Source organism: Amycolatopsis stemonae (assembly GCF_054781455.1).
The window spans coordinates 108,331-128,940 of sequence record NZ_BAAGUJ010000017.1 but is presented as its reverse complement, the minus strand read 5'-3'; the positions used below and the strand labels follow the sequence as shown (position 1 = coordinate 128,940).

At 73.4% G+C, this 20,610-nt stretch carries 30 protein-coding genes; 2 read left to right on the top strand and 28 right to left on the bottom strand.

What is annotated here, in order from left to right; all coding sequences use genetic code 11:
• Nucleotides 1-54: 54 nt before the first annotated feature.
• Nucleotides 55-225, bottom strand: coding sequence for a hypothetical protein (locus ACYVLJ_RS40470; RefSeq protein WP_460442660.1), 171 nt, complete (start codon nucleotides 223-225; stop codon nucleotides 55-57).
• Between the two features lie 76 nt (nucleotides 226-301).
• The gene (locus ACYVLJ_RS40465) at nucleotides 302-1,312 is read right to left on the bottom strand and encodes a hypothetical protein (protein ID WP_460442659.1); all 1,011 of its coding nucleotides are present in this window, start codon (nucleotides 1,310-1,312) and stop codon (nucleotides 302-304) included.
• 1,212 nt (nucleotides 1,313-2,524) lie between these two features.
• Between ACYVLJ_RS40465 and ACYVLJ_RS40460 the strand changes: the two genes are divergently transcribed.
• Nucleotides 2,525-3,151: a hypothetical protein gene (locus ACYVLJ_RS40460; protein WP_460442658.1), complete on the top strand. Its 627-nt coding sequence runs from the start codon at nucleotides 2,525-2,527 to the stop codon at nucleotides 3,149-3,151.
• Between the two features lie 60 nt (nucleotides 3,152-3,211).
• On the opposite strand, the gene ACYVLJ_RS40455 is transcribed toward ACYVLJ_RS40460, so the two are convergent.
• From ACYVLJ_RS40455 to ACYVLJ_RS40400, 12 genes are all read right to left on the bottom strand, one after another.
• Entirely contained in the window at nucleotides 3,212-3,658 is a 447-nt protein-coding gene (locus tag ACYVLJ_RS40455) for a hypothetical protein (RefSeq protein ID WP_460442657.1), read from the bottom strand.
• Nucleotides 3,659-3,810: 152 nt separating this feature from the next.
• Nucleotides 3,811-4,068 (bottom strand): hypothetical protein, encoded by a 258-nt coding sequence (locus ACYVLJ_RS40450; RefSeq protein WP_460442656.1) that lies wholly within the window; start codon nucleotides 4,066-4,068, stop codon nucleotides 3,811-3,813.
• Nucleotides 4,065-4,490 (bottom strand): hypothetical protein, encoded by a 426-nt coding sequence (locus tag ACYVLJ_RS40445; RefSeq protein ID WP_460442655.1) that lies wholly within the window; start codon nucleotides 4,488-4,490, stop codon nucleotides 4,065-4,067. The genes ACYVLJ_RS40450 and ACYVLJ_RS40445 overlap by 4 nt, the downstream gene beginning before the upstream one ends.
• A gap of 109 nt (nucleotides 4,491-4,599) precedes the next feature.
• The gene (locus ACYVLJ_RS40440) at nucleotides 4,600-5,199 is read right to left on the bottom strand and encodes a hypothetical protein (protein WP_460442654.1); all 600 of its coding nucleotides are present in this window, start codon (nucleotides 5,197-5,199) and stop codon (nucleotides 4,600-4,602) included.
• Nucleotides 5,200-5,589: 390 nt separating this feature from the next.
• Complete coding sequence (locus ACYVLJ_RS40435) at nucleotides 5,590-5,973, bottom strand: hypothetical protein (protein WP_460442653.1); 384 nt, start codon at nucleotides 5,971-5,973, stop codon at nucleotides 5,590-5,592.
• Between the two features lie 121 nt (nucleotides 5,974-6,094).
• Nucleotides 6,095-6,238 carry a hypothetical protein gene (locus tag ACYVLJ_RS40430; protein WP_370973902.1) on the bottom strand — a complete coding sequence of 48 codons (144 nt, stop codon included), beginning with the start codon at nucleotides 6,236-6,238 and terminating at the stop codon, nucleotides 6,095-6,097.
• A gap of 483 nt (nucleotides 6,239-6,721) precedes the next feature.
• Nucleotides 6,722-7,189 (bottom strand): single-stranded DNA-binding protein, encoded by a 468-nt coding sequence (locus ACYVLJ_RS40425; protein WP_370973905.1) that lies wholly within the window; start codon nucleotides 7,187-7,189, stop codon nucleotides 6,722-6,724.
• Between the two features lie 352 nt (nucleotides 7,190-7,541).
• Entirely contained in the window at nucleotides 7,542-8,531 is a 990-nt protein-coding gene (locus ACYVLJ_RS40420) for a bifunctional DNA primase/polymerase (RefSeq protein ID WP_460442652.1), read from the bottom strand.
• Between the two features lie 147 nt (nucleotides 8,532-8,678).
• Complete coding sequence (locus ACYVLJ_RS40415) at nucleotides 8,679-8,984, bottom strand: hypothetical protein (protein WP_370973909.1); 306 nt, start codon at nucleotides 8,982-8,984, stop codon at nucleotides 8,679-8,681.
• Between the two features lie 102 nt (nucleotides 8,985-9,086).
• Nucleotides 9,087-9,602 (bottom strand): hypothetical protein, encoded by a 516-nt coding sequence (locus ACYVLJ_RS40410; RefSeq protein ID WP_460442651.1) that lies wholly within the window; start codon nucleotides 9,600-9,602, stop codon nucleotides 9,087-9,089.
• Between the two features lie 72 nt (nucleotides 9,603-9,674).
• Nucleotides 9,675-9,944 (bottom strand): hypothetical protein, encoded by a 270-nt coding sequence (locus ACYVLJ_RS40405; protein WP_460442650.1) that lies wholly within the window; start codon nucleotides 9,942-9,944, stop codon nucleotides 9,675-9,677.
• 73 nt (nucleotides 9,945-10,017) lie between these two features.
• Nucleotides 10,018-10,419, bottom strand: coding sequence for a hypothetical protein (locus tag ACYVLJ_RS40400; RefSeq protein ID WP_460442649.1), 402 nt, complete (start codon nucleotides 10,417-10,419; stop codon nucleotides 10,018-10,020).
• A 196-nt stretch (nucleotides 10,420-10,615) separates the two neighbouring features.
• Here ACYVLJ_RS40400 and ACYVLJ_RS40395 point away from each other — a divergent pair, with 196 nt between their 5' ends.
• Nucleotides 10,616-11,203 carry a hypothetical protein gene (locus tag ACYVLJ_RS40395; RefSeq protein ID WP_460442648.1) on the top strand — a complete coding sequence of 196 codons (588 nt, stop codon included), beginning with the start codon at nucleotides 10,616-10,618 and terminating at the stop codon, nucleotides 11,201-11,203.
• Here ACYVLJ_RS40395 and ACYVLJ_RS40390 read toward each other — a convergent pair.
• From ACYVLJ_RS40390 to ACYVLJ_RS40325, 14 genes are all read right to left on the bottom strand, one after another.
• Complete coding sequence (locus tag ACYVLJ_RS40390) at nucleotides 11,200-11,379, bottom strand: hypothetical protein (protein WP_370973919.1); 180 nt, start codon at nucleotides 11,377-11,379, stop codon at nucleotides 11,200-11,202. The two genes, ACYVLJ_RS40395 and ACYVLJ_RS40390, sit on opposite strands and share 4 nt — an antisense overlap.
• A gap of 214 nt (nucleotides 11,380-11,593) precedes the next feature.
• Nucleotides 11,594-12,019 carry an SLOG family protein gene (locus ACYVLJ_RS40385; RefSeq protein WP_460442647.1) on the bottom strand — a complete coding sequence of 142 codons (426 nt, stop codon included), beginning with the start codon at nucleotides 12,017-12,019 and terminating at the stop codon, nucleotides 11,594-11,596.
• Between the two features lie 161 nt (nucleotides 12,020-12,180).
• Nucleotides 12,181-12,378, bottom strand: coding sequence for a hypothetical protein (locus tag ACYVLJ_RS40380; protein WP_460442646.1), 198 nt, complete (start codon nucleotides 12,376-12,378; stop codon nucleotides 12,181-12,183).
• Nucleotides 12,379-12,521: 143 nt separating this feature from the next.
• Nucleotides 12,522-12,740: a hypothetical protein gene (locus ACYVLJ_RS40375; protein WP_370973924.1), complete on the bottom strand. Its 219-nt coding sequence runs from the start codon at nucleotides 12,738-12,740 to the stop codon at nucleotides 12,522-12,524.
• Nucleotides 12,741-12,793: 53 nt separating this feature from the next.
• Nucleotides 12,794-13,255: a hypothetical protein gene (locus ACYVLJ_RS40370; RefSeq protein ID WP_460442645.1), complete on the bottom strand. Its 462-nt coding sequence runs from the start codon at nucleotides 13,253-13,255 to the stop codon at nucleotides 12,794-12,796.
• Nucleotides 13,256-13,401: 146 nt separating this feature from the next.
• Nucleotides 13,402-14,283, bottom strand: coding sequence for a hypothetical protein (locus ACYVLJ_RS40365; protein ID WP_460442644.1), 882 nt, complete (start codon nucleotides 14,281-14,283; stop codon nucleotides 13,402-13,404).
• Nucleotides 14,280-14,513, bottom strand: coding sequence for a hypothetical protein (locus ACYVLJ_RS40360; protein ID WP_460442643.1), 234 nt, complete (start codon nucleotides 14,511-14,513; stop codon nucleotides 14,280-14,282). The genes ACYVLJ_RS40365 and ACYVLJ_RS40360 overlap by 4 nt, the downstream gene beginning before the upstream one ends.
• A gap of 223 nt (nucleotides 14,514-14,736) precedes the next feature.
• The gene (locus ACYVLJ_RS40355) at nucleotides 14,737-16,122 is read right to left on the bottom strand and encodes a hypothetical protein (RefSeq protein WP_460442642.1); all 1,386 of its coding nucleotides are present in this window, start codon (nucleotides 16,120-16,122) and stop codon (nucleotides 14,737-14,739) included.
• A 154-nt stretch (nucleotides 16,123-16,276) separates the two neighbouring features.
• Nucleotides 16,277-17,086: an adenine nucleotide alpha hydrolase family protein gene (locus ACYVLJ_RS40350; protein ID WP_460442641.1), complete on the bottom strand. Its 810-nt coding sequence runs from the start codon at nucleotides 17,084-17,086 to the stop codon at nucleotides 16,277-16,279.
• Nucleotides 17,087-17,190: 104 nt separating this feature from the next.
• Nucleotides 17,191-17,622, bottom strand: coding sequence for a hypothetical protein (locus ACYVLJ_RS40345; protein ID WP_460442640.1), 432 nt, complete (start codon nucleotides 17,620-17,622; stop codon nucleotides 17,191-17,193).
• On the bottom strand, nucleotides 17,613-18,101 hold the full coding sequence (locus tag ACYVLJ_RS40340; protein WP_370973937.1) for a hypothetical protein: 489 nt from the start codon (nucleotides 18,099-18,101) through the stop codon (nucleotides 17,613-17,615). The genes ACYVLJ_RS40345 and ACYVLJ_RS40340 overlap by 10 nt, the downstream gene beginning before the upstream one ends.
• A gap of 124 nt (nucleotides 18,102-18,225) precedes the next feature.
• The gene (locus ACYVLJ_RS40335; RefSeq protein WP_460442639.1) at nucleotides 18,226-18,798 is read right to left on the bottom strand and encodes a hypothetical protein; all 573 of its coding nucleotides are present in this window, start codon (nucleotides 18,796-18,798) and stop codon (nucleotides 18,226-18,228) included.
• A gap of 80 nt (nucleotides 18,799-18,878) precedes the next feature.
• Nucleotides 18,879-19,346 carry a 2Fe-2S iron-sulfur cluster-binding family protein gene (locus ACYVLJ_RS40330; protein ID WP_460442638.1) on the bottom strand — a complete coding sequence of 156 codons (468 nt, stop codon included), beginning with the start codon at nucleotides 19,344-19,346 and terminating at the stop codon, nucleotides 18,879-18,881.
• A gap of 238 nt (nucleotides 19,347-19,584) precedes the next feature.
• The gene (locus ACYVLJ_RS40325) at nucleotides 19,585-20,586 is read right to left on the bottom strand and encodes a DUF932 domain-containing protein (RefSeq protein ID WP_460442637.1); all 1,002 of its coding nucleotides are present in this window, start codon (nucleotides 20,584-20,586) and stop codon (nucleotides 19,585-19,587) included.
• Between the last annotated feature and the right edge of the window lie 24 nt (nucleotides 20,587-20,610).

Sequence of the window (20,610 nt, the reverse complement as noted above, 5' to 3'; positions counted from 1 at the left end):
GGCCCCCCGGCGGAAACCGGGGGGCCTGGGCGGCGGGTGTCGGACAGCGGGCGGCTAGTCGGTCCAGCTCTGCCGACGGGCGGCGCGGCGGGCGCGGCGGTTCGCGCGGACCTTCGCGCGCTTGGCGCGGCCGCGACCGGGCTTGACGTCGCGGCGGTGGTCGAACATGTCCACTTCTTCGCCGTCGTGGCGGGCGCGGCGGCCGGTGCTGGGGCGGGTGCTCATCGCGGGGCTCCTGCGGTTCGGGTGGGCGGCTGGCGGCGGGCGGGGTCCGGCCCGACGGGCCGGACCCCTGCGCGGACTACGCGGCGGCGGTCTCGGCGCGGCACTCGGTGCACAGTCCGTCGTCGGCGGACAGCCAACGCACATCACGCGGCTTGCGCTGCTCTCCGCACGTCCCGCAGTCGGCCAGCTCGGGCACGTCGACGGGCCCGGCGAGACGGTCGAACGCGTCGGCGTAGAACTGGTGGGCGGTCGCGTAGTCGGCGATCATCCCGCGAACGGCGGGGTCGGCCGCCTCGCGCCATTCCCGGCGCATGGCGCGCATGACGGCGTCCGTAGTCATGAGCTGGGCGGCGATGAAATCGCATCGCGCGTAGACAGCAGACCGGCGGCTGTGCACCGCCGGAAGGGCGGGGATACCGGCGACGCCGGATTCCCGGCACTCGACACACAGGCCGTCGTCGTTGCGCCCCTCCTCGATGCGCTCGGCGTTCACCTCGCCCGGCCCCCGGCTGATCCAGCACCCGACACACCGGGTGCCGCCCGTCCCGTACAAGGCGGCGCGGTCGTAGTCGAAACCGGAGGCGTAGACCTGCTCCGCGCGGGCGGCGTCGTCGCGGTCGCGCAACTGCTCGCCGTCGGCGACTCCGGCGCGCTCGGCCTGGTACTTGGCGAACTCGGCGGCGTCGGCCTGCTCCTGCCGGGAGCGGCGACGGCGGCGCAGCTCGGCCCGCTGCTCGGTCTTGACGGTGCTCGGAGCCTGGTACTTGTTGCGGCCGTTCCAGCGGGGCGCGCGGCCGGTGTCGGCCTGCGGGCGGCGGCGCTGCTCGCCGTTCTTGGGCGCGCACGCGGCGATGATCGCGCGGTCGCCTTCGCTGGGGGCGCTGGCCCACCACTGCCGGAGGATGTCAACGGCGGTACGCGGCCGGTTCTCCAACAGGTCGGCGATTCGGGCGATGAGCCACAGTTCGCGGGTCTCGGCGACGTTGAGCAGCTTCTTTCCCAGCTTGCGGGCGGCGGGAATGTTCCCGGCCTCCACCAGCGCGGTCAGATCGGAAATGGTCTCCGGAACGGAAGCGATAACAGACATGAAATGAACCCCACTACTGAGTTTTTCCGCTTCACCGGGTCTGGCGTTCCCGGTGTTTCTTACAGGTTTGAGTCTAGTAGCGAAAGGGCTGTTTTGCAAGGTCGAGACCGGTTCTTGGCCGACATTTTTCCGTGACTTTTCCCGCTATCTTGACCTCCTGAACAGCGGTTTTACCCCGCACAAAACCGGAAGCGCACAACAAAAGCTTATTTGTGCTTAACTGATTGCTGCCCTTTCCTCCCCCTCCCCCCTGCCCCTGCCATCTCTTGTGTCGTGGCAGTCGGGTCAAGGTGGGCCCCGAAAAAGATTTTGTCGGAGCTTGCGGAGACAAAATGTTTTTTGGGTGCCTTGAGGCGGCTGACGCGACATAAGACGATCGAGGTCAGGGGGGCCCTGGTGACCACCCAGTGCCGTCAAGGTGAGTCGCCGGATGCCGGTCGGGACGTGATCGGGTCGCGTTCGGCCCGCCGGGCCGCCGAACCGGCCGACAGGCCGCGGCGTACCGGTCACGACTAGGAACCGTCAGGGCGGCCCTGCCGGGTGGTTGCGCGTCGCGACGGCGCCGCCGGCGGGCGATCCGGCGGCCGCGACGCGGCCTGCGGCTGGGAACCGTCAGGACGGGAGCAGCCGCTGCCGAACAGAACCTGACGGTTCCCAGCTGCCCAGGTCGGCGGCGGTGTCGTTTGTCTCGGTCAGCACTGAAGTCATGGTGACAACGGACTGCGGGTGAAGCCGCACGCTGCGGTCGTCCACCGTCATGCGTTGCCTGGGCGGCGCCCGTCGACGGGCTCGGCGGTGCCGGTTCTCCGGCCGACCGGCCGGTGCGGGCGCGACCGATTGGCGGTTCGCACGCGAGGTGGTGCCGGCGGCGCCGCCCAGCGGCTACACTGGGTGGCGCGCCGGTCAGGTCCGCTGAGGCCCTCCGCGCCGGCGCACCGTCGATCGCAGTTTCTGGCGAGATCCGCTTCCGGGCGGTGAGCCCTTCGGGGCTTATGCGATCGGCACCTCAAAGGCGTGTCCCAGCCCTCGGGCGGGACACGCCTTTTGCGTTGCGGGGCTGGTTCGCCGCACCGCGCCGGGTGGCAACTGGTCTGGCCGCGTGTGCCCTCTCGCTGCGTGTCGGCCACCTCACGACGTCCACATGAGTTGACGTTTCGCGGTATGGTGTCCGACGTCGGGGGAACCGGAACGCAGGTCACAGGGGGTAGGAACATGACCGAGCCGACGAAGCAGACCCGCCGCCGCGGTCGCCGGTCGACCAGGGTCAGCCAGCAACTGGAGGCGGCGCGCAAGCGCAACGCCGAGCAGCTGGCCAAGCAGCGCCAGCAGGAGGAGGCCGTCGAGGCGGCGCTGGCGAAGTTCTTCGACGCCGGCGACCAGATCGCCGCGGCGGACGAGGACTGCCAGCGGAAGGTCGAGCCGCACGAGCAGGCCATCGCGCAGTTGCGCGCGCAACGGGACGAGCTGCTCGCCGCGCAGGAAGCGGAGCAGGGGCTGGCCGCGCTGGCGATGCACGAGGCCGACCGGACGGTCGAGCAGGTCGGTGAGCTGCTGGGTCTGGGGGAGAAGGCCACGCGGCGGCTGATCGCGACGGGCCGGGAGGCCAGGGCGAAGCTGGAGGCGGGCGAGGACGAGCAGGGCGGCGGCACGCCGCCGTGCGATCCGGCGAACAGCGACCGCGGCCGGGCTGGGGACGGCGGTCCTCGCGGTGAGCACGTCGCGCCGTCGCCGGACGAGGCGGAGGCCGCGCCGGCGGCCGGACAGGGTTGGCCTGTCAGAGCTCGGGGCGAGGAGACCGCGGCCGCAGCGCCGCCGGTGCCCGGCGCGGTCAGCGCATAAGAAGACGGGAAGGGGGCGGACCAATCCGGTCCGCCCCCTTCCCGTGGTTTCGTGCCTGGTTCAGCGGGTGCGGTGCACCTGCCGCGGCCGGGCGGCGTTGGTCCGGGCGCCGGGTGCGGGGTGCGTGTCGCGGAACCAGCGCACCCACACCACCGTGGTGGTGACCGCGCCGGCGAGCATCAGCACCATGCCGACGGCGAGCAGGTTGCCCAGCTGTCCAATGGCGATGGCCAGCGGCACGACGACGGCGCCGGCCAGGGTGCCCCACAGCAGGCGGTGGCGGGCGATTGCGGGCAGCAGCCAGAGCCGGGTCAGCCTGGCCACGGCGATGCCGACCGGGGCGCCGAACACGATCAGGACCGGCAGGGCGGTCAGCCACGGGCTGGCAGGGGCGAAGGCCCGGCCGGTCAGCACGGCGATCAGGCCGGCGACGGCGGCGCCGACGCCGGCGCCGATGCCCGCGGCGCCGATGAATCGCCAGAAGACGACGAACGTGGTGACCCTCATGTCGTCCGAGGGTAGGGCACCTGCGCGTCCTGGTCTGCGGAGATTCCCGGTCCGGGCGTGCCGCGGCGGGGGCGGCACGGTGGGCCCGCCGGGTCTGGCGGTGGGGCGGGACAGGCCCGGCCGGTGTCCGGCCGGGCGGCGCTGGGGTGCGGTCACTGCGGCGTCCGCCTGGTGGCCGGGTGCAGCTTGGTGAGCACGTATAGCTGCCCGTGCCGGTAGGCGGCGCGGGCAGTCAGCCCGCTGACGAGTGCCGCCGCGATCACGGTGACCGCCCCGTTCGGCAGGCACGGGGGTTCCAGGGCGCTGAGGGCGAGGCCGGCCAGGGCGGTCGCGATGGCGGCGATCCAGGCGCGCCGTTCGGAGCGGCGCCAGCGGCGGGCCCGCTCCGCGGTGGTCTCGGGTGTGTTCACCGGGCCTCCTGGAGGGCGGCGCGGGCACGGGCGGCGGCGTCGCGCAGTTGCTGGGCCGCGGCGCGGGGGGAACGCAGGGCGAAGCGGAACCAGGCGACGTCCTCGCGCCAGGCTTCGGCGCACGCGTCGCAGGGGACGCGCCGGGGCGGGCGGCCGACGCTGAAGTCCAGGTAGTCGCGGGAGCCTTCGCACGCGTCGCAGTGGGCGCGCCAGTACTTGCAGTGCGGGGGTTGGGCGTACCAGCCCTGGCTGGCGCACGAGGGGCAGGCGCACTTGCCGGGGCCGCTGGCGGCCGGGGGCGGGGTGTTAGGTAGGCGGAACCGGTCCGGGCTGCGGCCGAAGAACGTCTCGTACCGCAGGCCGCCGTAGTTGACCCGGAGGTCGAAGGCGTCGGTGCCGGCCGGGTAGATGCCGATGCGCATGGATGTGGGCTCCTTGCCTGGGGTGGGTGGTCGGGGACGCCGTGCTCGACGGCGGCCACGCGGTGGGGGAGCCGTCCGGGGTGGACGGCTCCCCTAGGGCCGGGCGGGTTCAGCGGGTCCGGGTCGAGACGCCGAAGCCGCCGCGGGTGATGGCGGGGTTGCGGGTCGGCGCCGCCGTAGTGGTGCGGGCTGCGGAGGTCGGCGGGGCGGTCGTCGCGGCGGGTTTGGTGCTGGCCGTGGTCGGCGTGGTGGTTCGGGCCGGGACGGTGGCCTGGTTGTGGGCGGCGGCCGCGGAGGCGCGGACGGAGGTGATCGAGCCGCCGGAGGGGGATGCGCCGCGGTCGATGACGACCACGGTGGTGGAGGTGGCCACCGGCACGGTGTGGATGATCGGCACGCCGATGACCGGCTGGTTGTAGGCGGCGATGACGCCGGTGTAGCTGGGCGGGTAGTAGTCCCACAGGTAGCCGGCGCGCGAGAGCGCGGCACCGGTGTAGGGGTCGGCGCCGCCGCAGAAGGTGTCGGCCACCCGCCAGTGGGTGACCGGGTCGACGCACACGCCCACGTAGGCCACGGTCGGCGCGGGTGGCGGTGCGGCGACCGGGTGGCCGCAGGCTGCCAGCAGGGCGGCGGCCGTGATGGTGCCGCCGGCCAGGACGGCGGCGGCGACGTGGGTCCGGCGGCGGGCCGGTGTCGTGGTCGTGCTCAACGGGACCTCCTCTGCGTTGCCTGCGGGCGTGGTCGTCCGCAGTGCTGGTGAGCGGGAAGGGGCACGCGGCGGCCCTCGGCCGGGCGCGGGCCGCTGGGTGAGGGCGGCGCGCCCGGCCGAGGGGTGAGCGGGCAGCAGCGCCGTGGGGGGTGTGGGCGCGCGCCTCGGCTCGGCCGGATGGCGTGAGGCCGCCCGGTGATGGGCGGCTGGTGGGTCCGCAGGACCGGCTGGGGCGCATACGGTCCATGGCCGACGACTCGCCTCGCGTCCAACGCTTCGGCTAGCCGGTCCTGCGGGTGTTCGGGGCGCGCCCGGCGGGCGCGGTGGGACAGCGAGGGCCCGCCGGCGTCGGTGCGCTCGGGGCGGGCCCTCGCTGGGTTTGGGGGCTGGTCAGGTGCTGTCGAGGCCGCACTGCGGGCACAGCAGGGCGATGCCGTCGGGGGCGTTGGGGTCGGTGGCGTCGGTGATCCGGCTGCCGTCGGCGGCGAACCAGATGCCGCGGCCGGAGTCGTCTGAGCATTCCTCGGGGCGGGCGGCCGGCCAGGTGAGGCCGGGAACCTCGATGACGGTCCGGCCGGGGTAGACCCATTCGCGGTTGAACGGGTCGTCGGCGCCGCCGTGCCAGCGGACGAGTTCTTCGCGCTGGCGCAGGGCGGTGCCTGCCAGGTCGGGTGCCTCGAACGGCGCGTAGCCGCGGGCGCGGGCGAATTCGGCGGCCCGTTCGGCGAAGCTGGTCGCCGGCGTGGCGGTACCTGCGGTGGTCGTGGTGGACAACGGGTTCCTCCCGGGCGGGGTTGCCGGACAGAAGTCGGGCCCGGACGCGCGATGGCGTCCGGGCCCGATGTGCGATGGCTGGGGACGGGGGTTGCGGCTGAAGGCAGCCCTTGCCCGGCGTTCAGACGCAGGGCAAGCCGCAGGGCTCGCCGGCGACCTTCTCGTACCAGCAGAGTCGGCAGATCACGTAGATCTCGTCCTCGAGGGGAAGCGGCGGCGCGGGCGGTGGTGGCGTTTCGGACGTCCAGACCAGGACAGACGACATGTGTGCGGTTCCTCCGGCACGGGATGAGCGGCAGGGCGGATCAGGCTCCGGGCGTAGGCGCACCGAGTTCGGGGGCGGGCGCACGCCGGGGCGGTTGGTCAGAACAGGGCCTGGTCGCCGAAGCCGGGGCACCACCGGACGGGCGCACTGCCGGCGGCCAGCCCGCCCGCTCCATTCGAGCGCGCACGCTCTCGGGCAGGAAACGGCGGTACTGCGGGGCGACGGTGACGTCGCCTTGGCGTGCCCGTTCTCGCGTAGTGCGCAGCAGGTTCTGGCGGTGCAGGTCAACTGTCGCCCCGCACCGCTCGTAGTACGCCCGCGCGTCGCGCTTGATGCGGGCAGTCGCGCGACGCTCCATAAGGCTCGCGACGTTCTTGTGCTGCTTGGTCATGACGACTCCGGACGAAGGCACGAGGTTGGACGGCCGGTGGGCGCCCGGCGTGCGCCCACCAGTTCGGGGCGGGCGCACGCCGGGGCGGTCGGTCAGAACGGCGGCTGCTCGCCGAAGCCGTTCTCGCCGGCGGCCGGGGCCGAGCTCCACGGGTCGTCGGCCGGCGTGCCGTTGCCGCCGCCGTTGCCCTGGCTGCGGGAAACCTTGCTGACCTTCGCCGTGGCGTAGCGCAGCGACGGGCCGATCTCGTCGACCTCAAGCTCCACGACGGTGCGCTTCTCGCCCTCCTTGGTCTCGAAGGAGCGCTGCTTGAGGCGCCCGGTCACGACGACGCGGGCGCCGCGGGTCAGCGACTCGGCGACGTTCTCGGCGTACTGGCGCCAGATGTTGCACCGCATGAACAGCGCGTCGCCGTCCTTCCACTCGCCGGACTGCCGGTCGAAGAAGCGCGGGGTCGAGGCGACGGTGAAGCCGGCGACGGCCGCGCCGGAGGTGGTGAAGCGCAGTTCCGGGTCGGCGGTCAGGTTGCCGACGATGGTGATGACGGTCTCTCCAGCCATGGCGAGCACTCCCTTGCAGATCGGTGATCAGGTCACCGACAGCCCGGTCTCGGCTTTCTGCCTCACCCGTTGGCGGGTTCGGCCCGAGGGGGCTGTCGATCTGCGGAGCGGAGATCAGGCCGTGGCAGGGCCCCGAAGGGGGCGGCGGGGGTTCCGGCCCGTGCTTTTTGGGCCGGGTTCATCGGCGCGGACCCTGCCGCGGCCTGATTCGCTTAGAGCAGATCGACAGCCCCCGGTCCGAATCCGCTGGCCCCTCCGCCTCCTCCGTTCCTCTGTTTTTGCTTGTGGGCCGGGCTTGCTGAACGCATTTGCTGGGCGGGGATGTGCTCGTGCCGGGGCGGGCGCGCGGAGGTCAGGCCGCGCGGTCGGCCAGCCGCCGCGGGTAGAGCGCGCCGGCTTCCAGGCCGTCGCTGATCGCGTCGTCGGCTTCGCCGGTGGGGATGCGGCGTTGCTGCGCGGCGATGTGCAGGGCGGCGCGGGCCTCGTCGTCGGTGAACTCGCCGCCGCCGACCAGGCGGCCCAGGGTGTAGGCGGCGCGCACGAGGGTGTCGTGGGCGGTGTGCGGGGCGGCGTGGGCGACGGTGTCGGCGACCTTGTCGAGGTAACGCTGGCGGCGGGTGTCGGACAGCGGGCGGACGTCGCCGAACTCGACCGGCTCGGGCAGCGGCCGCGGCGGCGGGGTGAACAGCGGCACCAGCCAGCCGGGCAGCGGCGCGATCGGTGCGTGGCGCGCGACGGTGTAGACGCCGTCGCGGCGGACCGAGCCGGGCGCGACGATGAACCCGCCGCGGCCGCGGCTGTCGATGCGCCACCCGGCCCGGCCGGCGGTGTTGCGCAGCGTGCTGTCCTGGCCGACCCGGAAGTACAGGTGCAGGGACGGACTGGGGCTGCGGCCGGTGAAGGTGTCGCCGGGGTAGGGCTGGCCGGCCTGCTCGGCCAGGCGGGCGAGGACGTCGCGGCCGTGGCGGGCACCGGCCCATTCCGGCGGCGGGTCCTCGCCGTGGTCGGGGTCGAGGTCGAGCACGTAGAGGTTGGAGGGGCCGCAGGCGATGCCGACGTTGCAGGTCGGCGAGGCGCCCCACCAGTAGCGAATCAGGTCCGGGTCGGTGGTGGCGCGCTGTTCCCAGCCCAGATGCCCGTCGGCGCACACGCCGGTGCCGTGGCAGCGGCGCTTGCCGTGCAGGCAGGGCGTCTTCGAGCGCGGCCAGAGCGGGAACACGTACAGGCCCTGGCGGGCGGCGGCCAGGGCGACGCCCATCAGGCGCGGCGCCGGGCGGCGCCGCCAGGTGCGTCCCCTCGTGGTGCGCCGGCGAACCGCGCCGGCGGGTCGTGGTGCGGTCATGGTCATCTCCCCTTGGATCCAGAGTACCCCGGCGTTTTCCCTGTTCAGGGCTCTCAGGTGAGGCGGCGTCGGTGCGCGAGCGGACGCTCGGGGATGCGGCCGCGCGGACCGGCGACGGGGTAGTGGTCGCCGGTCCGCGCGACGCGGTCAGCTCTCCTTGCGGGCCTGGGTGTCCGGCGCGTCGAGCGCGGCGTCGACGTCCTGCTGGGCGTTGAGCACGTCGAGCAGCGCGGCGATCGCCTGCTCGATGTCGGCGGACTCCGTCTTCGCCACGACGGTGTCGCCGGCGCTGACCGCCGCGGCGGCTCCGAACGGCACCTTGAGGGTGACGATCTTGTAGTCGCGGCCGGCGACGCTCACCATCGTGGCGCGTGCGCGCAGCAGGAACGGAACCCAGATTTTCTTGTGCGGCTTGCTCACGACGACGTCGTCGCGGGTGAGCGCCTGGGACATGCGGTTCTCCTCATCACTCGGTTTCCGGAGGCCGGCGGCGGAGTGGTCGGCCCGCCGCCGGGGATCGGGGGTCACTACGGAGGGGTCTCGGGTGGAGCGGGATCACCGCGCGGTGGCGGGAGCGGCGATCCGGCGGAGGTGCAGCCGCACCAGCACGCCCAGGAAGGGCAGCGAGGGCGGGTGGGTTCCGACACCGCCCAGTCGCGGGTCGTCGTCGACCGGGATCTCGCCGTCGACGGTGAGCTGCCAGTGGTCGCCGCGCGGGCCGTAGGGGGCGGACTCGGTGCGCGAGACCACGGTGATCACCTGGCCGTCGTCGGTGCGCAGGCGGGCGGTGACCTCGCAGCCGACCGGCAGGTGCTCGGGCACCGTGTCGTCCTCGTGCGAGCCGCGGGCGAGCAGTTCGCGGTAGTGCAGCGACAGCGGGGTACCGCCCAGGGCGATGTACAGCTCGACCAGGTGTCCGCGGGCCCAGTTGTGGACGCCCAGGCTGCCGAGGTGGCCGCGGCGCGGGACGTTGGTCTCGACCTCGTCGCGCAGGACGTAGCTGCGGCACGCGTCGTGCGGGGTGAGCCGGTGCGTCCCGGCGGCGGGCCGGATGTCGGTGGCGGACGGCACGGGAACCTCCTGGTGGGTCGGGTGCGGCAGGGGGGCGGGAGGCCGGCGGCTGCGCCGCCGGCCTCCCGCGGGTCAGTTCTGGTCGGCGGGCTGGGAGTTGAGGACGTCGAGCAGGGCGGAGACGACCAGTTCGGTGTTGGCGGTGTCCTGCTCGACCAGGGCCTCGGTGGCGGGATAGACGACGGTGCGGTCGCCGATCAGCCAGCTCTTGACGGTCTGCACCTGGTAGCGCTTCCCGGCGACGGTCAGCTGGGTGAGCTCGGCGCGCACGATGCCGGGGATGTGAAAGCTCGTGCGGGGTTCGCTCAGGAAGACGTCGTCGCGGGTGAGCACCTGGGACATGCGGTTCTCCTTGATCACTCGGTTTCCAGGGGCCCGGCGGCGGGATGGTCGGTCCCGCCGCCGGGGGATCGGGTCAGTACAGGGGCGTGGTGCCGGACGCGGTGATCTGCTTGACCGGCGGCGCCTCGGACAGTTCGCGCCAGCCGGAGGCGTCGCAGGAGTAGAAGCGGCCGTCGATGCCGAGGACGTCGCCGATCGACAGGGAGCGGTTGCGGCGCGCGCGGTAGTCCAGCGCCCGCGGGTCCGGGGTGCCGAACTGCGGGTCGTCGCCGATGTTGAACAGCTCGAACGCCTCGTCGGCCAGGGCGAGGTCGTGGGTGTCGCCCTGCGGGCGGGTGGTGTAGGTGAAGACCTCGGTGACCGTCTGGCCGGACTCGTAGCCGCGCAGGAACGCGCCGTGGGCGTGGTTGTTGTGGAACACCCGCACCCACACCGCGGCGGGCGCGCCGGCGGTGGCCTGGATGGTGGACGACATGGCCCCTCCTGGAATGCAGAAGGCCCGGCCGCGGCCGGGCCCGGGACGGGCCGCGCACCCCAGGCCGGGCCGTGGTGGAAGCTGGCGGAAACGTGGCCAAAAACTGGCCAAAATTTGGCAAAACCGCAGTTCAGGCCACCTGTATGGCGGCGCGGGGGCGCCGGAATTGTCGGTGGGCTCCCTTACGCTGGGGTGCATGACGGCGGCCGCGCGGGACGAGGCCGCGGCTGCGCCGCAGCCGTGGCGGCCGCAGCCCGTGCTGTGGGTCGATCCGCAGGTGCACGCCGAGGAGATCGCGCGGTTCCGGCGCAAGGTGGTGGTGCCGCCGCCGAACGAGGACGGCACGCCGAGCCCGATGTGCTCGTTGTGGAGCCGGGCGGTGGGCAACGACGGCTACGGCCGGTTCTCGATCACCCGCGGCGGGCAGGAGATCACGGTGAAGCCGCACCGGTACGCGGTGGCGCTGCGGCTGGGGATCACGGTCGCCTACGGGCAGGTCATCGAACACGTGGTGTGCGACAACCCGTTGTGTTGCCTGGCCGACCCCGACCTGACCGTGGGCCACATCTGGCCCAGCACCCAGGCCGAGAACCTGCGCCGCATGGCCGCCAAGGGCCGCGGTGGCGGCCGCTGGTGGCACCGCAAGTGGAGTGGCTTGAACCGGACCGAGCGCGCGGAGCGGTCCCGGCAGCTGCGCGACGTCGTCGCCGAGCACGGCTGGGACGAGGAACGCATCCGCGCGGTGTTGCTGCGCATCGATCCGGCGCAGACCGTCCTGTTCTAGCCGGTGATCACCCCGTCGGGCACGACGACGTCGCTGGCCAGGATCTGCGCCCACGCGCGGTGATCAGGGCAGGTCAGCGTCTGGCCGACCTCGTAGTCCCCTTCCATGTCGAACAGGCAGCCGCAGTCGAGTTCGATGGCGGTGACGGTGCGCGCCTTCAGCTCGAGGGAATCCATCCCCGTACTCCGTTCGCTCGGTTGTTCACCTCGCGCGCGGGAGCTGGTCGCGCTCCAGCGCGGTCCCCGCCGTCTCGGTGGGGCGCACTCGGTTCGCGCCGGGCGCGGTTCGGGGTCAAGCCGCGGTGCTGTTCCGCGGCTTGACCCCGAGGCGTGGCCGGGGCAGAGTGCGGCGCCCCACCGAGACGGCGGGGACGGTGACGCACTCCCTTCGTCACCCCTGCCTCACCGGCATCCCGGCCACGGCCGGCGCGGTGATGGCGCGGTGGACGGTGGTCCAGATCCCGGCTCGCCGGGCGAGACCCGCGGTGTGGGTCGCACCGGAGGAGCCGTCCAGGATGAACGCGAGGCAGCGCTCGGCGCCGAGGTCGACGGCGGCCTGCACCATCTCCTCGTTGCGGCGGAATCCGGCGTCGCGGCGGAAGGTGCCGTCCTGCACCCACTGCGCGGGGTAGCGGTCGACGCGGCCGCCCCAGTGGGTCCAGCAGTCCTCGCACAGCCGGTCGGCGCCGCGCGGGCAGGCCCCGGACATCAGGATCGTGTCCGGGTGCCACACCTGGGCGAGCGCGTCGCGGATGACGGTGGTGTCGGTCCACAGCTGGGAGCCGGTGATCAGCACCCGCCGGTACGTCTTCTCCATCACGAGCCACCTCCGATGTCGCTGTCCCGCGGTGCGCGGGGCGGAGGTGGGTGCACGTGGCCGGGTCGGCGGGGTCCAGCGGGGTGTGCTGGAGGCCGTCGACCCGGCCACGTACCGTGTGCCGGCCCCGCCTGCCGGGAAGGCGGTGGCGGAGGCGGTGTTCAGTCGATCCAGCCGTCGCCGTCGTCGTCGAGGATCAGCACGCCGCCGAAGACGGCGACGACGGAGATGATGTAGGCGGTCCACCAGCCGATGTGGTGGCCGAACAGGGCGACCACGCCGATGATCAGCAGGGCGAGCACGGCGGCGAACGCCAGCTTGACGAGGGATTCGAGCAGGAACTCGACGAACGCGTTCATGGCAGGGCCTCACTCGGTGTCGGGGGCGCGGCGGGTGGTCGGTCCGCCGGCGCGCGGGGCAGGGGAAAGGCGAAGGCCCGGAACGCCTCCTGGTGCGGGGGGAGGTGTCCGGGCCTTCGGGTCGTGCTGGAGCCGGGGCGGGGTCAGTGCTGGTGGCGGGGCGGGTCGTCGCAGTCGGCCAGGTGGTGGGTCAGCCACCGTGCGGCGGCGTCGGGTCTGCCGTGGGACTCCAGCAACCCGACCAGCACGTTGACTTCGCGGCAGGCCAGGGCGAAGGCGATGTCGGCGGCGAGGACGGGGTCGGAGAACACGTCGACGAACACGTCGAGCGGGTCGTAGACCAGCTGCTCGGGTGCGGGCATGGCGCACCTCCTCTCGGGGGTCGGGCAGCGGCGGGCGCGCTGCCGGGGGCGGGTCAGTGCACGCGGAAGCCGCCGTAGCGGGCGGCGGTGCGCAGGAACGGGATGACGTCGTCGGCGAAGGCGGCGGGGTGGCCCGCGCCGGCGGCGAGGGCGATCTCGTAGGCGGCCAGGGCCTCGGCGCACTCGTCGCCGGTGACGTGCCAGCCGTCGCCGCTGGCCAGCTTGTGCCAGGGGATGCCGGGCAGCCGGGCGGCGCCGTGTGTGCCGTGGTCGGCCTGGACCTGGGCCAGGGCCTGCATGTAGGCGCGGGCGCGGTCGGTGACCGGCTGCTCGCCGTCGAAGTCGTGCCGGTCGAGGTGGTCGCTGGCGGGGAAGTCCGGGACCGGGCTCGGGTGGGCCATGTCCAGCTCGGCCATCGCCTGGCACAGGCTGGTGGTGCCGTGGGCGAACCCGCGCTCGATGCGGGTCGTGGTCTCGAAGTCGGGGGCGCTGGGGACGTGCATCTCGTAGCCCACCTGGGCTCCTTCCGCTCGGTGTTGCGTGGCGGCCCGGGGTGGTCGGTCCCGGACCTGGGTGTGCCGCGGCGGCCACGCCGCGCTCCCGTCCGGCAGGGCGGGGCGTGGCCTTGGCCGCGGCACCGGCAGTGCTCAGCTGCGGTGGCTCAGCTGGTGATGAACTCGTTGTCCTCGTAGGCGGCGAAGCAGTCGCGGATCCGCGCGGCGGCGTCCGGGCTGGCCTTGTCGGCCAGGCCGCGGCCGGTCTCGCGCCAGTCGGCGAGCCGGTGCCCGGCGCCGGGGTCGACGACGGTGACCTCGGCGGGGTGCGGGACGCCGTCGATGAAGGCGGCGACCTCGGTCCCGGCGTCGGGGTCGCGGTCGACCACGACTTCCAGCCGGAGCCGGTGCTGTTCGGTGATCGCCGCGTGCTCCAGTTCGGCCAGGGCGGCGGAGATCTCGTCGATGACCGTGGCGGCCCCGGACGCGCGGTCGCGGCGGCGGCCCGAGTGGCGGGTGCGTATCCGGTCGAGGTGGTCGCGCAGCCGCCCCAGCACCTCGATGTGGCTCAGGACGTCGCTGCATCGGGCGGCGGCCTCGGCGGCACCACTGGTGAGCCGGCCGAGATCGCCGGGCGCGGGCAGCGTGACCCGGTAGACGTTGTCCGTGAGCTGTTCCCAGAACCGGCGTGGGTCGTTGTCGCCGACCAGGGCGTCCAGCTCCGACTCGATGTCCTCGACCAGCTGGTCGAGGGTGGCTCCGTCGGTGGTGCGGTAGTCGTCGGGGCAGGTGGACACGCCGCCGTCGTCGGTCCACCGGTAGCCCTCGGTGTCCTTGACCGCGGTGAGGGCGAGCTCGCCGTCGACCTCGCCCATGGTGACGATCAGTTCGGTGGCGCCGGGGAACGGGCCGGACACCCAGTAGGCGACCCGCAGGAGGCGGGCGCGGCGCATCGCCGCGCCCGCGGCATCGTGGAATTCGAAGGCGCGGCGCAGAAACACCGCCTGCGGGCTGGCCGGGTCCGGGACGCGGCGGATCGGCACGGTCATGCCGCGGCCGCGGTCGTGGTCTTCGCCGCCGGCTTGGTGGCCGCGGTGGTCTTGCTGGTCGCGGCGGTGGGCTTGGCCGGAGTCTTCGTGGCCGCGGCCAGCCGGACGGCAGTCTCGGGCTCGTCCTCGGCGGTCTCCTCCACGTCGTCGACCGGGGTCTGGATGCCGTAGCGGATGCGGTCGCACACGGCCTCGACCAGGCGGGAGGCGTTCGCGCAGAGAACGACCATGGCCAGGATGGTCAGGGCACCAAGAATCTCATTCCACATTGGACACATCTCCTCGCGTCGTGGGTGCTGCTCCGCCGGTGGTGGAGCGCGGCCCGTAGGCGCGGCCGGGCGCGTGGGGGCAAGCCCGTTTTTGGCTTGCCCCCACGTGGCTGGTCGTGCAGGGTCGTAGCGGTCCACCAGCGGCGGAGCTGCGCGCGGGGAACTCCTCGCCAGGCCCCTCGGCTCAGAACTCGCCGTACAGCTCGGGCACGTAGTGGCCGAGCCCGCGGCGGTCGAGCTCGTCGAAGTCCAGTTCCAGGGAGTCGGCCAGGTGGCGCAGATCGGCGAGCAGGTCGCCGATCACGGTGGCCGGGTCCTCGTCGTTGCGGTCGTTGATCGCGCCGACGCGGTAGGCGAAGGCCAGCACGGCCAGTGCGGCGAACCCGGCGCGGCGGCCGTTGTCGTGGCGCCCGTCTTCGACGATGTCGCCGTAACGCATCTCGCCGTCGCCCTCGTACCAGGGCAGCAGGTTCTTCAGCTGGCTCGTCAGCGTGACCGGGACGTCCGGGGTGGGCGCCGGGCGGGCGATTCGCTGCGGCGCGGGGGCGGCCGGATCCGCGGAGCTCGCGAGGACCAGCTCGGTGCCCGGACCGGTGTCGCCGTCGCGCTCGCCCTGTTCGGCGGCGTAGATGCGGTCGGCGCAGTTACCGCAGCGGCCGTCCCATCCTTCGCCGTCGTCGAGGCGGCCGTCGCAGCCTTCGGTGGCGCAGACCTCGTCCTCGCCTTCGTCGCCGTCCTCAGCGTCCGGGCCGACGGTCGCAGCGGCCGGTGCGGGCACGGCGGTGTCGGCGAGCCGGACGCGAATCACGGTGCCGGGACCGGCGGGCCGCATCATCCTCGGGTCCGTCTTCGTCGGGTCGATCTCGACGGTGAGCACGTCGTCGTCGGCGACGCTGGCGGTGATGGCCACGCCCGCGACGGCCAGCATCGGGTGCGTGGTCTGGCTGGCGAACCACATGGGCGCCCACGGGCGCGGGTCGTCCTCGGTGAGGTAGGCGTCCAGGTGCCGTGGTTTCCGGGCCTGGATGGCGGCGACGTCGGCGGCGGTGGGCAGCTTGCACCAGAAGACGGTGTTGCCGTCCTCGGTCCACGGCTCCCACCACATGCCGGCGCGCTCGGTGCCGATCGCCATGGTGAGCAGCTGTTCGATGTGCTCGACGACCTTGGGCCACGGGGCGTCGTCGCCGGTGCGGTACTCGGCCAGCGCGGCGCCGGGTTGCTGCTCCGGGGCCTGCGGGTCGGGGGAGTCCGGGCCGGCGGCCAGGGTCACCCGGCACGGCGGCTGGCAGTGCTGGGCCGGCGCGGCGCTGGGCTGCTGGTCCCGGGCCCACAGCGCGGGGTTGTCCCGGCTGGTGATCCGCCGCAGGCCCACCCGGTAGGGCGGCTGGTCGTAGTGGTGCTGGTCGTTGACCTCGAGCACGAGGTAGGTGGCCGTGGGCAGGGCGTCGCGCACGATGCGGGCCACGTCGTGCAGCAGCGCGTCGTACAGGTGCTCCTGGGCGACGTCGACGGTCTGGCGGGCGAGGTACTGGCGCCGTTGCAGCGCGCCCTCGGGTTGGAGGGTGATCACGGGCAGGGTCCTTCCGCTCGGTTTCGCGAGGTGGGCGGCGGGCGCGGGTGGTCAGTCCGCGCGCGCCGCGGTCGCCGCAACGGGGTGCGGCGGGAACTGGGGGATTTGCGGCAGCAGCCGGTGCTGCCCGGCGGGCTGGTCGGCGAGGGGCCGGCTACGCGGTGGCTCTGGCCTCGGCGACGATCTCGGCCATGCTGAGACCGGGCTTGAAGGTGTGGCCGATGCCGGCTTCCAGCCGCACGTAGTTCTGCGCCAGCCGGGGGTTGAGCCTGGCGGCGAGGACGAGTTCCTTGCGGCCGGCCAGCACGCAGAACACGCACGACAGGCGTGGTATCCCGGCCGCGTAGGCCGGGTGGTACGGCACTCCGGATCGGCCGATGGTTTGCCAGACGTCGACCTCGGTCCAGTCGAAGATCGGCAGCCATCGCGTCACGTCACGGCGGCCGTTGCTGGCGGGATCGGGGCCGAGCGGGGACTTCTTCGCGCGCGCCGGTGACTCCTCGGCGCGCAGCCCGAGGCAGTTGAGGATGCGGATCGGGCGGTCGTGGCCGCGGCCGCGGAAGGCGGCCGCTTCCCGGGTCATCAGCTTGACCACCTGGGATGTCTTCTGGTCGCTGGTGCAGTAGCGCGCGGTCGAGGACGGGAACTTGCGGCGGGCCTCGATCTGCTCGAGCAGGTCGCCGCGTTCGCGGCGGACCTCTTCGAACCGGATGCTGTAGTGCTCGGCCTGCCGCTCGGCGAGCTCGCGGGTGCCGGGCCACTCGACGCGGCCGAGGTTCGCGTGCACGGCCAGGAAGTGGTGGCGCGGGTAGCGCTGGGCGTCGGCCAGCTCGACCACGTGCGTGATCATGGCTTGGGAGTCTTTGCCCGCGGAGGTGTTGAGCAGGACCAGGTCGTAGTCGTGCAGGTTCACCTCCGGCGCCGGGCTCGCGGTGGTCGCGAGCGCGGGTGTCCGGCAGCGCACGGTGGCTCCTTCCGCTCGGTGTCGTGAGGTGGGCGGCGGGCGCGGGTGGTCGGTCCGCGCCCACCGCGGTCGCCGCAGCGGGGTGCGGCGGGGGAGGCGCCCGGTCAGGCGCGGGTGAGGTGGGCGGCGGCGTTCTCGACGACGACGCCGGCGCTGGGGGCGAGCGCGGCGTAGACGTCGGGGGCCAGGTCCCAGCCGGGCATCGCCGTCCACGGCTCGCCGGCGTGGCGGCGGGGCTCGCCCAGCCGCGGCCGGACGTGGCCGGGGCGCAGGTTGGTGTCCCAGGTCGGGCCGCCGGCGAGGTGGGCGAAGTAGAAGTCGTCGCCGGTGAGGTCCAGGCGGATCAGCGGGGTGGGGTCGGGGACGTCGTGGTTCGGGCGGGCCAGGAATTCCGCCAGCGGGGTGTCGCTGATGACGGTCCAGGTGGTTCCCCGCATCGCGCCGTCGAGCTGGGTGGCCGCGGCGGAGACGTTGCCGGCCAGGCCGACCTGCACCAGCAGGAGGCGGTTGCGGTGCCGGTCGGGGATCAGGCCCACGGCGGCACCTCCCCGGCGGTCAGCGGCTCGCTGGTCAGCTGCGCGGGGCCGGGTTCGGCGTCGAGCACCAGCGGGAGGTCGGTGTCCTCGTCGCCGTCGAGGGTCCAGGCCCGGCCCTGGTGGCGGCGGACGAGTTCGTCGACGATGGCCTGCCCGTCGCGGGCGAGGAACCAGCGCTCGAACTCGCTCTGGGTGCCCAGGGTTCCGCCGTCGGGGTAGCAGGGCTGCCCGTCCAGCACCTCGCAGCCGGGCAGGGCGCTGTCCGCGCCGGGCATGGGCTGGCGGGAGTGGTACTCGACCGACATGCCGCCGCCGAGGGTGGCCACCAGGGCCGGCCGGATTTGCAGCTCGACCGCGCCGGGCGGGCCGTCGACGATCACGCTGTGGACGCTGTTGAACGGGCAGCGCCGCAGGCGCAGCGACAACGGGGCGGGCACGGTGAGTCCGCCGTCGAACAGGACGAGGTCGTTGCCGGACATGAGGTTTCTCCCTTGCGCGAGAACGGGTTGCGGGCTGGTGATGGGCGCGGCGAAGCGACCGCGGCGGCCGCCCCGGTCGTTGTCGGGGCGGCCGCCGTGGTCGCGGGGCGTGCGGGGATCGGGGTCAGGACACCCGGTGGGTCTGCTCGAATCCGCCGGGCTGGAAGGGGTCCTCGAGGCGGACGGTGACCGGCAGCCCGGACATGTGCGCTTCCGGGGTGATCAGCACGGTCGGGTGGCCGTCGGGGCCGGGGAACACCGCGACGGTGAGCCCGTCGGCGTCCAGGCAGTAGGTGAGCGCGGGGACGTCGGGGTCGGCGGGGTCGCCGTCCAGGACGCGCAGGGTGCCCAGCCGCAGCGAGACCGCGGCGGGTTCGGGGCCGGCGACGACGTCTTCGCTGATCACGAATCCGGCGTCGAGCGACATTCCGAAGGTGGGCGCGTCGGGGCCTCCGCTGCCGCCGTTGCCGCCGAAGTAGGAGAGGACGGCCTCGGCGTCGCTGAGCCCGTCGGGGCTGGCGGGGACGTCGTCGCGGTAGGTGATGCTGGACCAGTCGGCGCGGACGGCCGTGGCGAGCGCGGCCAGCGCGGCGGGGTAGCTGTGGTACAGGCTGATCTCGCTGTCGCGGCCGAACCGGTGCAGCACGTGAACGTGGGTTCCGACCGTCGCGGTGGGCGCTTCGGGCGTGGTGGACATGCGGATGCTCCTCGTCGCTCGGGGTGGGACCGCGGCGCGGGTGGTCAGCCCGGGGCGGTGGCGCTGCGGGGAAGCTCTGGTCAGGACGCTGCGGCGGGGGCGACCCGCGGGGAGCCGTCGGCCTGGGCGCGGGCCTCGACGCCGGCGATGATCTCCGCGGCGATCACCGGCCAGGCGCGGCCGTAGCCGTAGTGCTGGGCGCCGGCGAGGACGTCGTCGGCGACGTTGAAGGCGAGGCCGCCGCAGATTCCGGCCCGGCAGGCGGCAACGAACTGGGCGGGGCCGTCGGCGTCGCCGTGGGCCTCGGTGAGGTAGTCGCGGACCGCGACCAGGCCCAGCGCCGGGATGGTCTGGGGTTCGGTGTCGGGCAGCACGCGGGTGCGGCAGTTCTCGCACCGTTCGGCGCTGCCGGGGTTGTACCAGCCGCACCCGTGCAGGCGCAGCAGGCCGGCGCGGAGGGCGACGCCGCGGATCACCGTGTCCTCGCGGGCGGTTGACGCGCTGAGCAGGACGTCGAGCGTGGTCTTGGCGTCGGCGGGATCGGGCATGGCGGCTCCTTCGGGGCGGTGGCGGGAGTGCGCTGGCCGGGACGTGGCTGGGGCGTCCCGGCCAGCGCGGTCTGCGGAGGCGACGTGGTCGCGGGTGGGTCGCTACGCTGCTGCGGTCGGGCCCTGGCGTCGGGTATCCGCTCGGTATCGGTGGCGACGCCGGGCCCGCCTGGCCGGTGGGTGCCCCTGGTCCGGGCACGCGCCCCTCGCGGGGCGCAGCCCACCGGCCTCCCTCAGCTCAGGCGGCGAGCAGGTCGTAGGCGGCCTGCTTGCGCTTGGCCACGTCTTCGCTGACCAGGACCCGGTTCGCGCGGACGTCGATGTTCTTGGCCGGGGCGAAGTGGTCCAGGTACTCGGTGACGGCCTGGAACGCCGCCCACCGGGTGCCGCGGATGTGGGCCTGGGTCTCGGCCGAGGTCCACAGGCCGGTGAGCAGGTCGTTGCGCCGGCGGGCGTTGTTCAGCGTCCGCGCCGAGGCGTTGGCCTTGACCGGCCACACCTCGCGGATCAGGTCGTCGAACTCGCGGTTGGTCATCTCGGTGCGGATCAGCTTCTTCGCCTCGGATTCGAAGGCGGTGCCGTAGTCGTAGAGCAGGCCGAGCTTGGAGCGGATCTCCTCGGTGTTGATCTCGGACTTGCTGGTGTGCCGGATCGACACGCAGGAGACGTGGTTGGCGATGGCGACGGGCAGCTGGTTGGCGCAGAAGGGCCGGAACGGCACGATCATCACTCGGAACGCCGTCTCGCCGTCGTGGCTGTTGAACACCACCAGGTGCAGCTGGATGGCGTCGTGGCCGTCGACGTACATCGTGGTCGGCAGCTCGATGGTGACGAAGGTTTTGCAGCCGCCCTCGAGCTGGCCGGCGTAGCCGGTGCCGCGGGCGCCGGACTCGGCGACGAGGGTGTCCAGCACCGCGGCGCCGGCCTCGTTCTGGTGCACGCCGTACTTCGTGCCGACGGTGGACAGGTAGCGGGTGGCACCGGTGGCCGGGTCGGTGTAGACGAGCATCACCTTCTCGGGGTTGTCGATCGTGGTGACGCCGTCGCGGGAGATGTCGGAGCCCGACATCGGGACCTTGCGGATCCTCCAGCCGGCCAGGCCCGCGGTGACCAGCGCCTGCTGGGCGCTGCCGGTGCCGGTCACGTCGGTGCCCAGCTGGGCCCAGGCGCTGCGGCGGGACGGTTCGACGGGGGCGAGCAGGTTGGCCGGCCCGGCGGTGAGGGTGCTGGCGTAGGACATGGCTTGTGTTGCCTCCACTCGGTT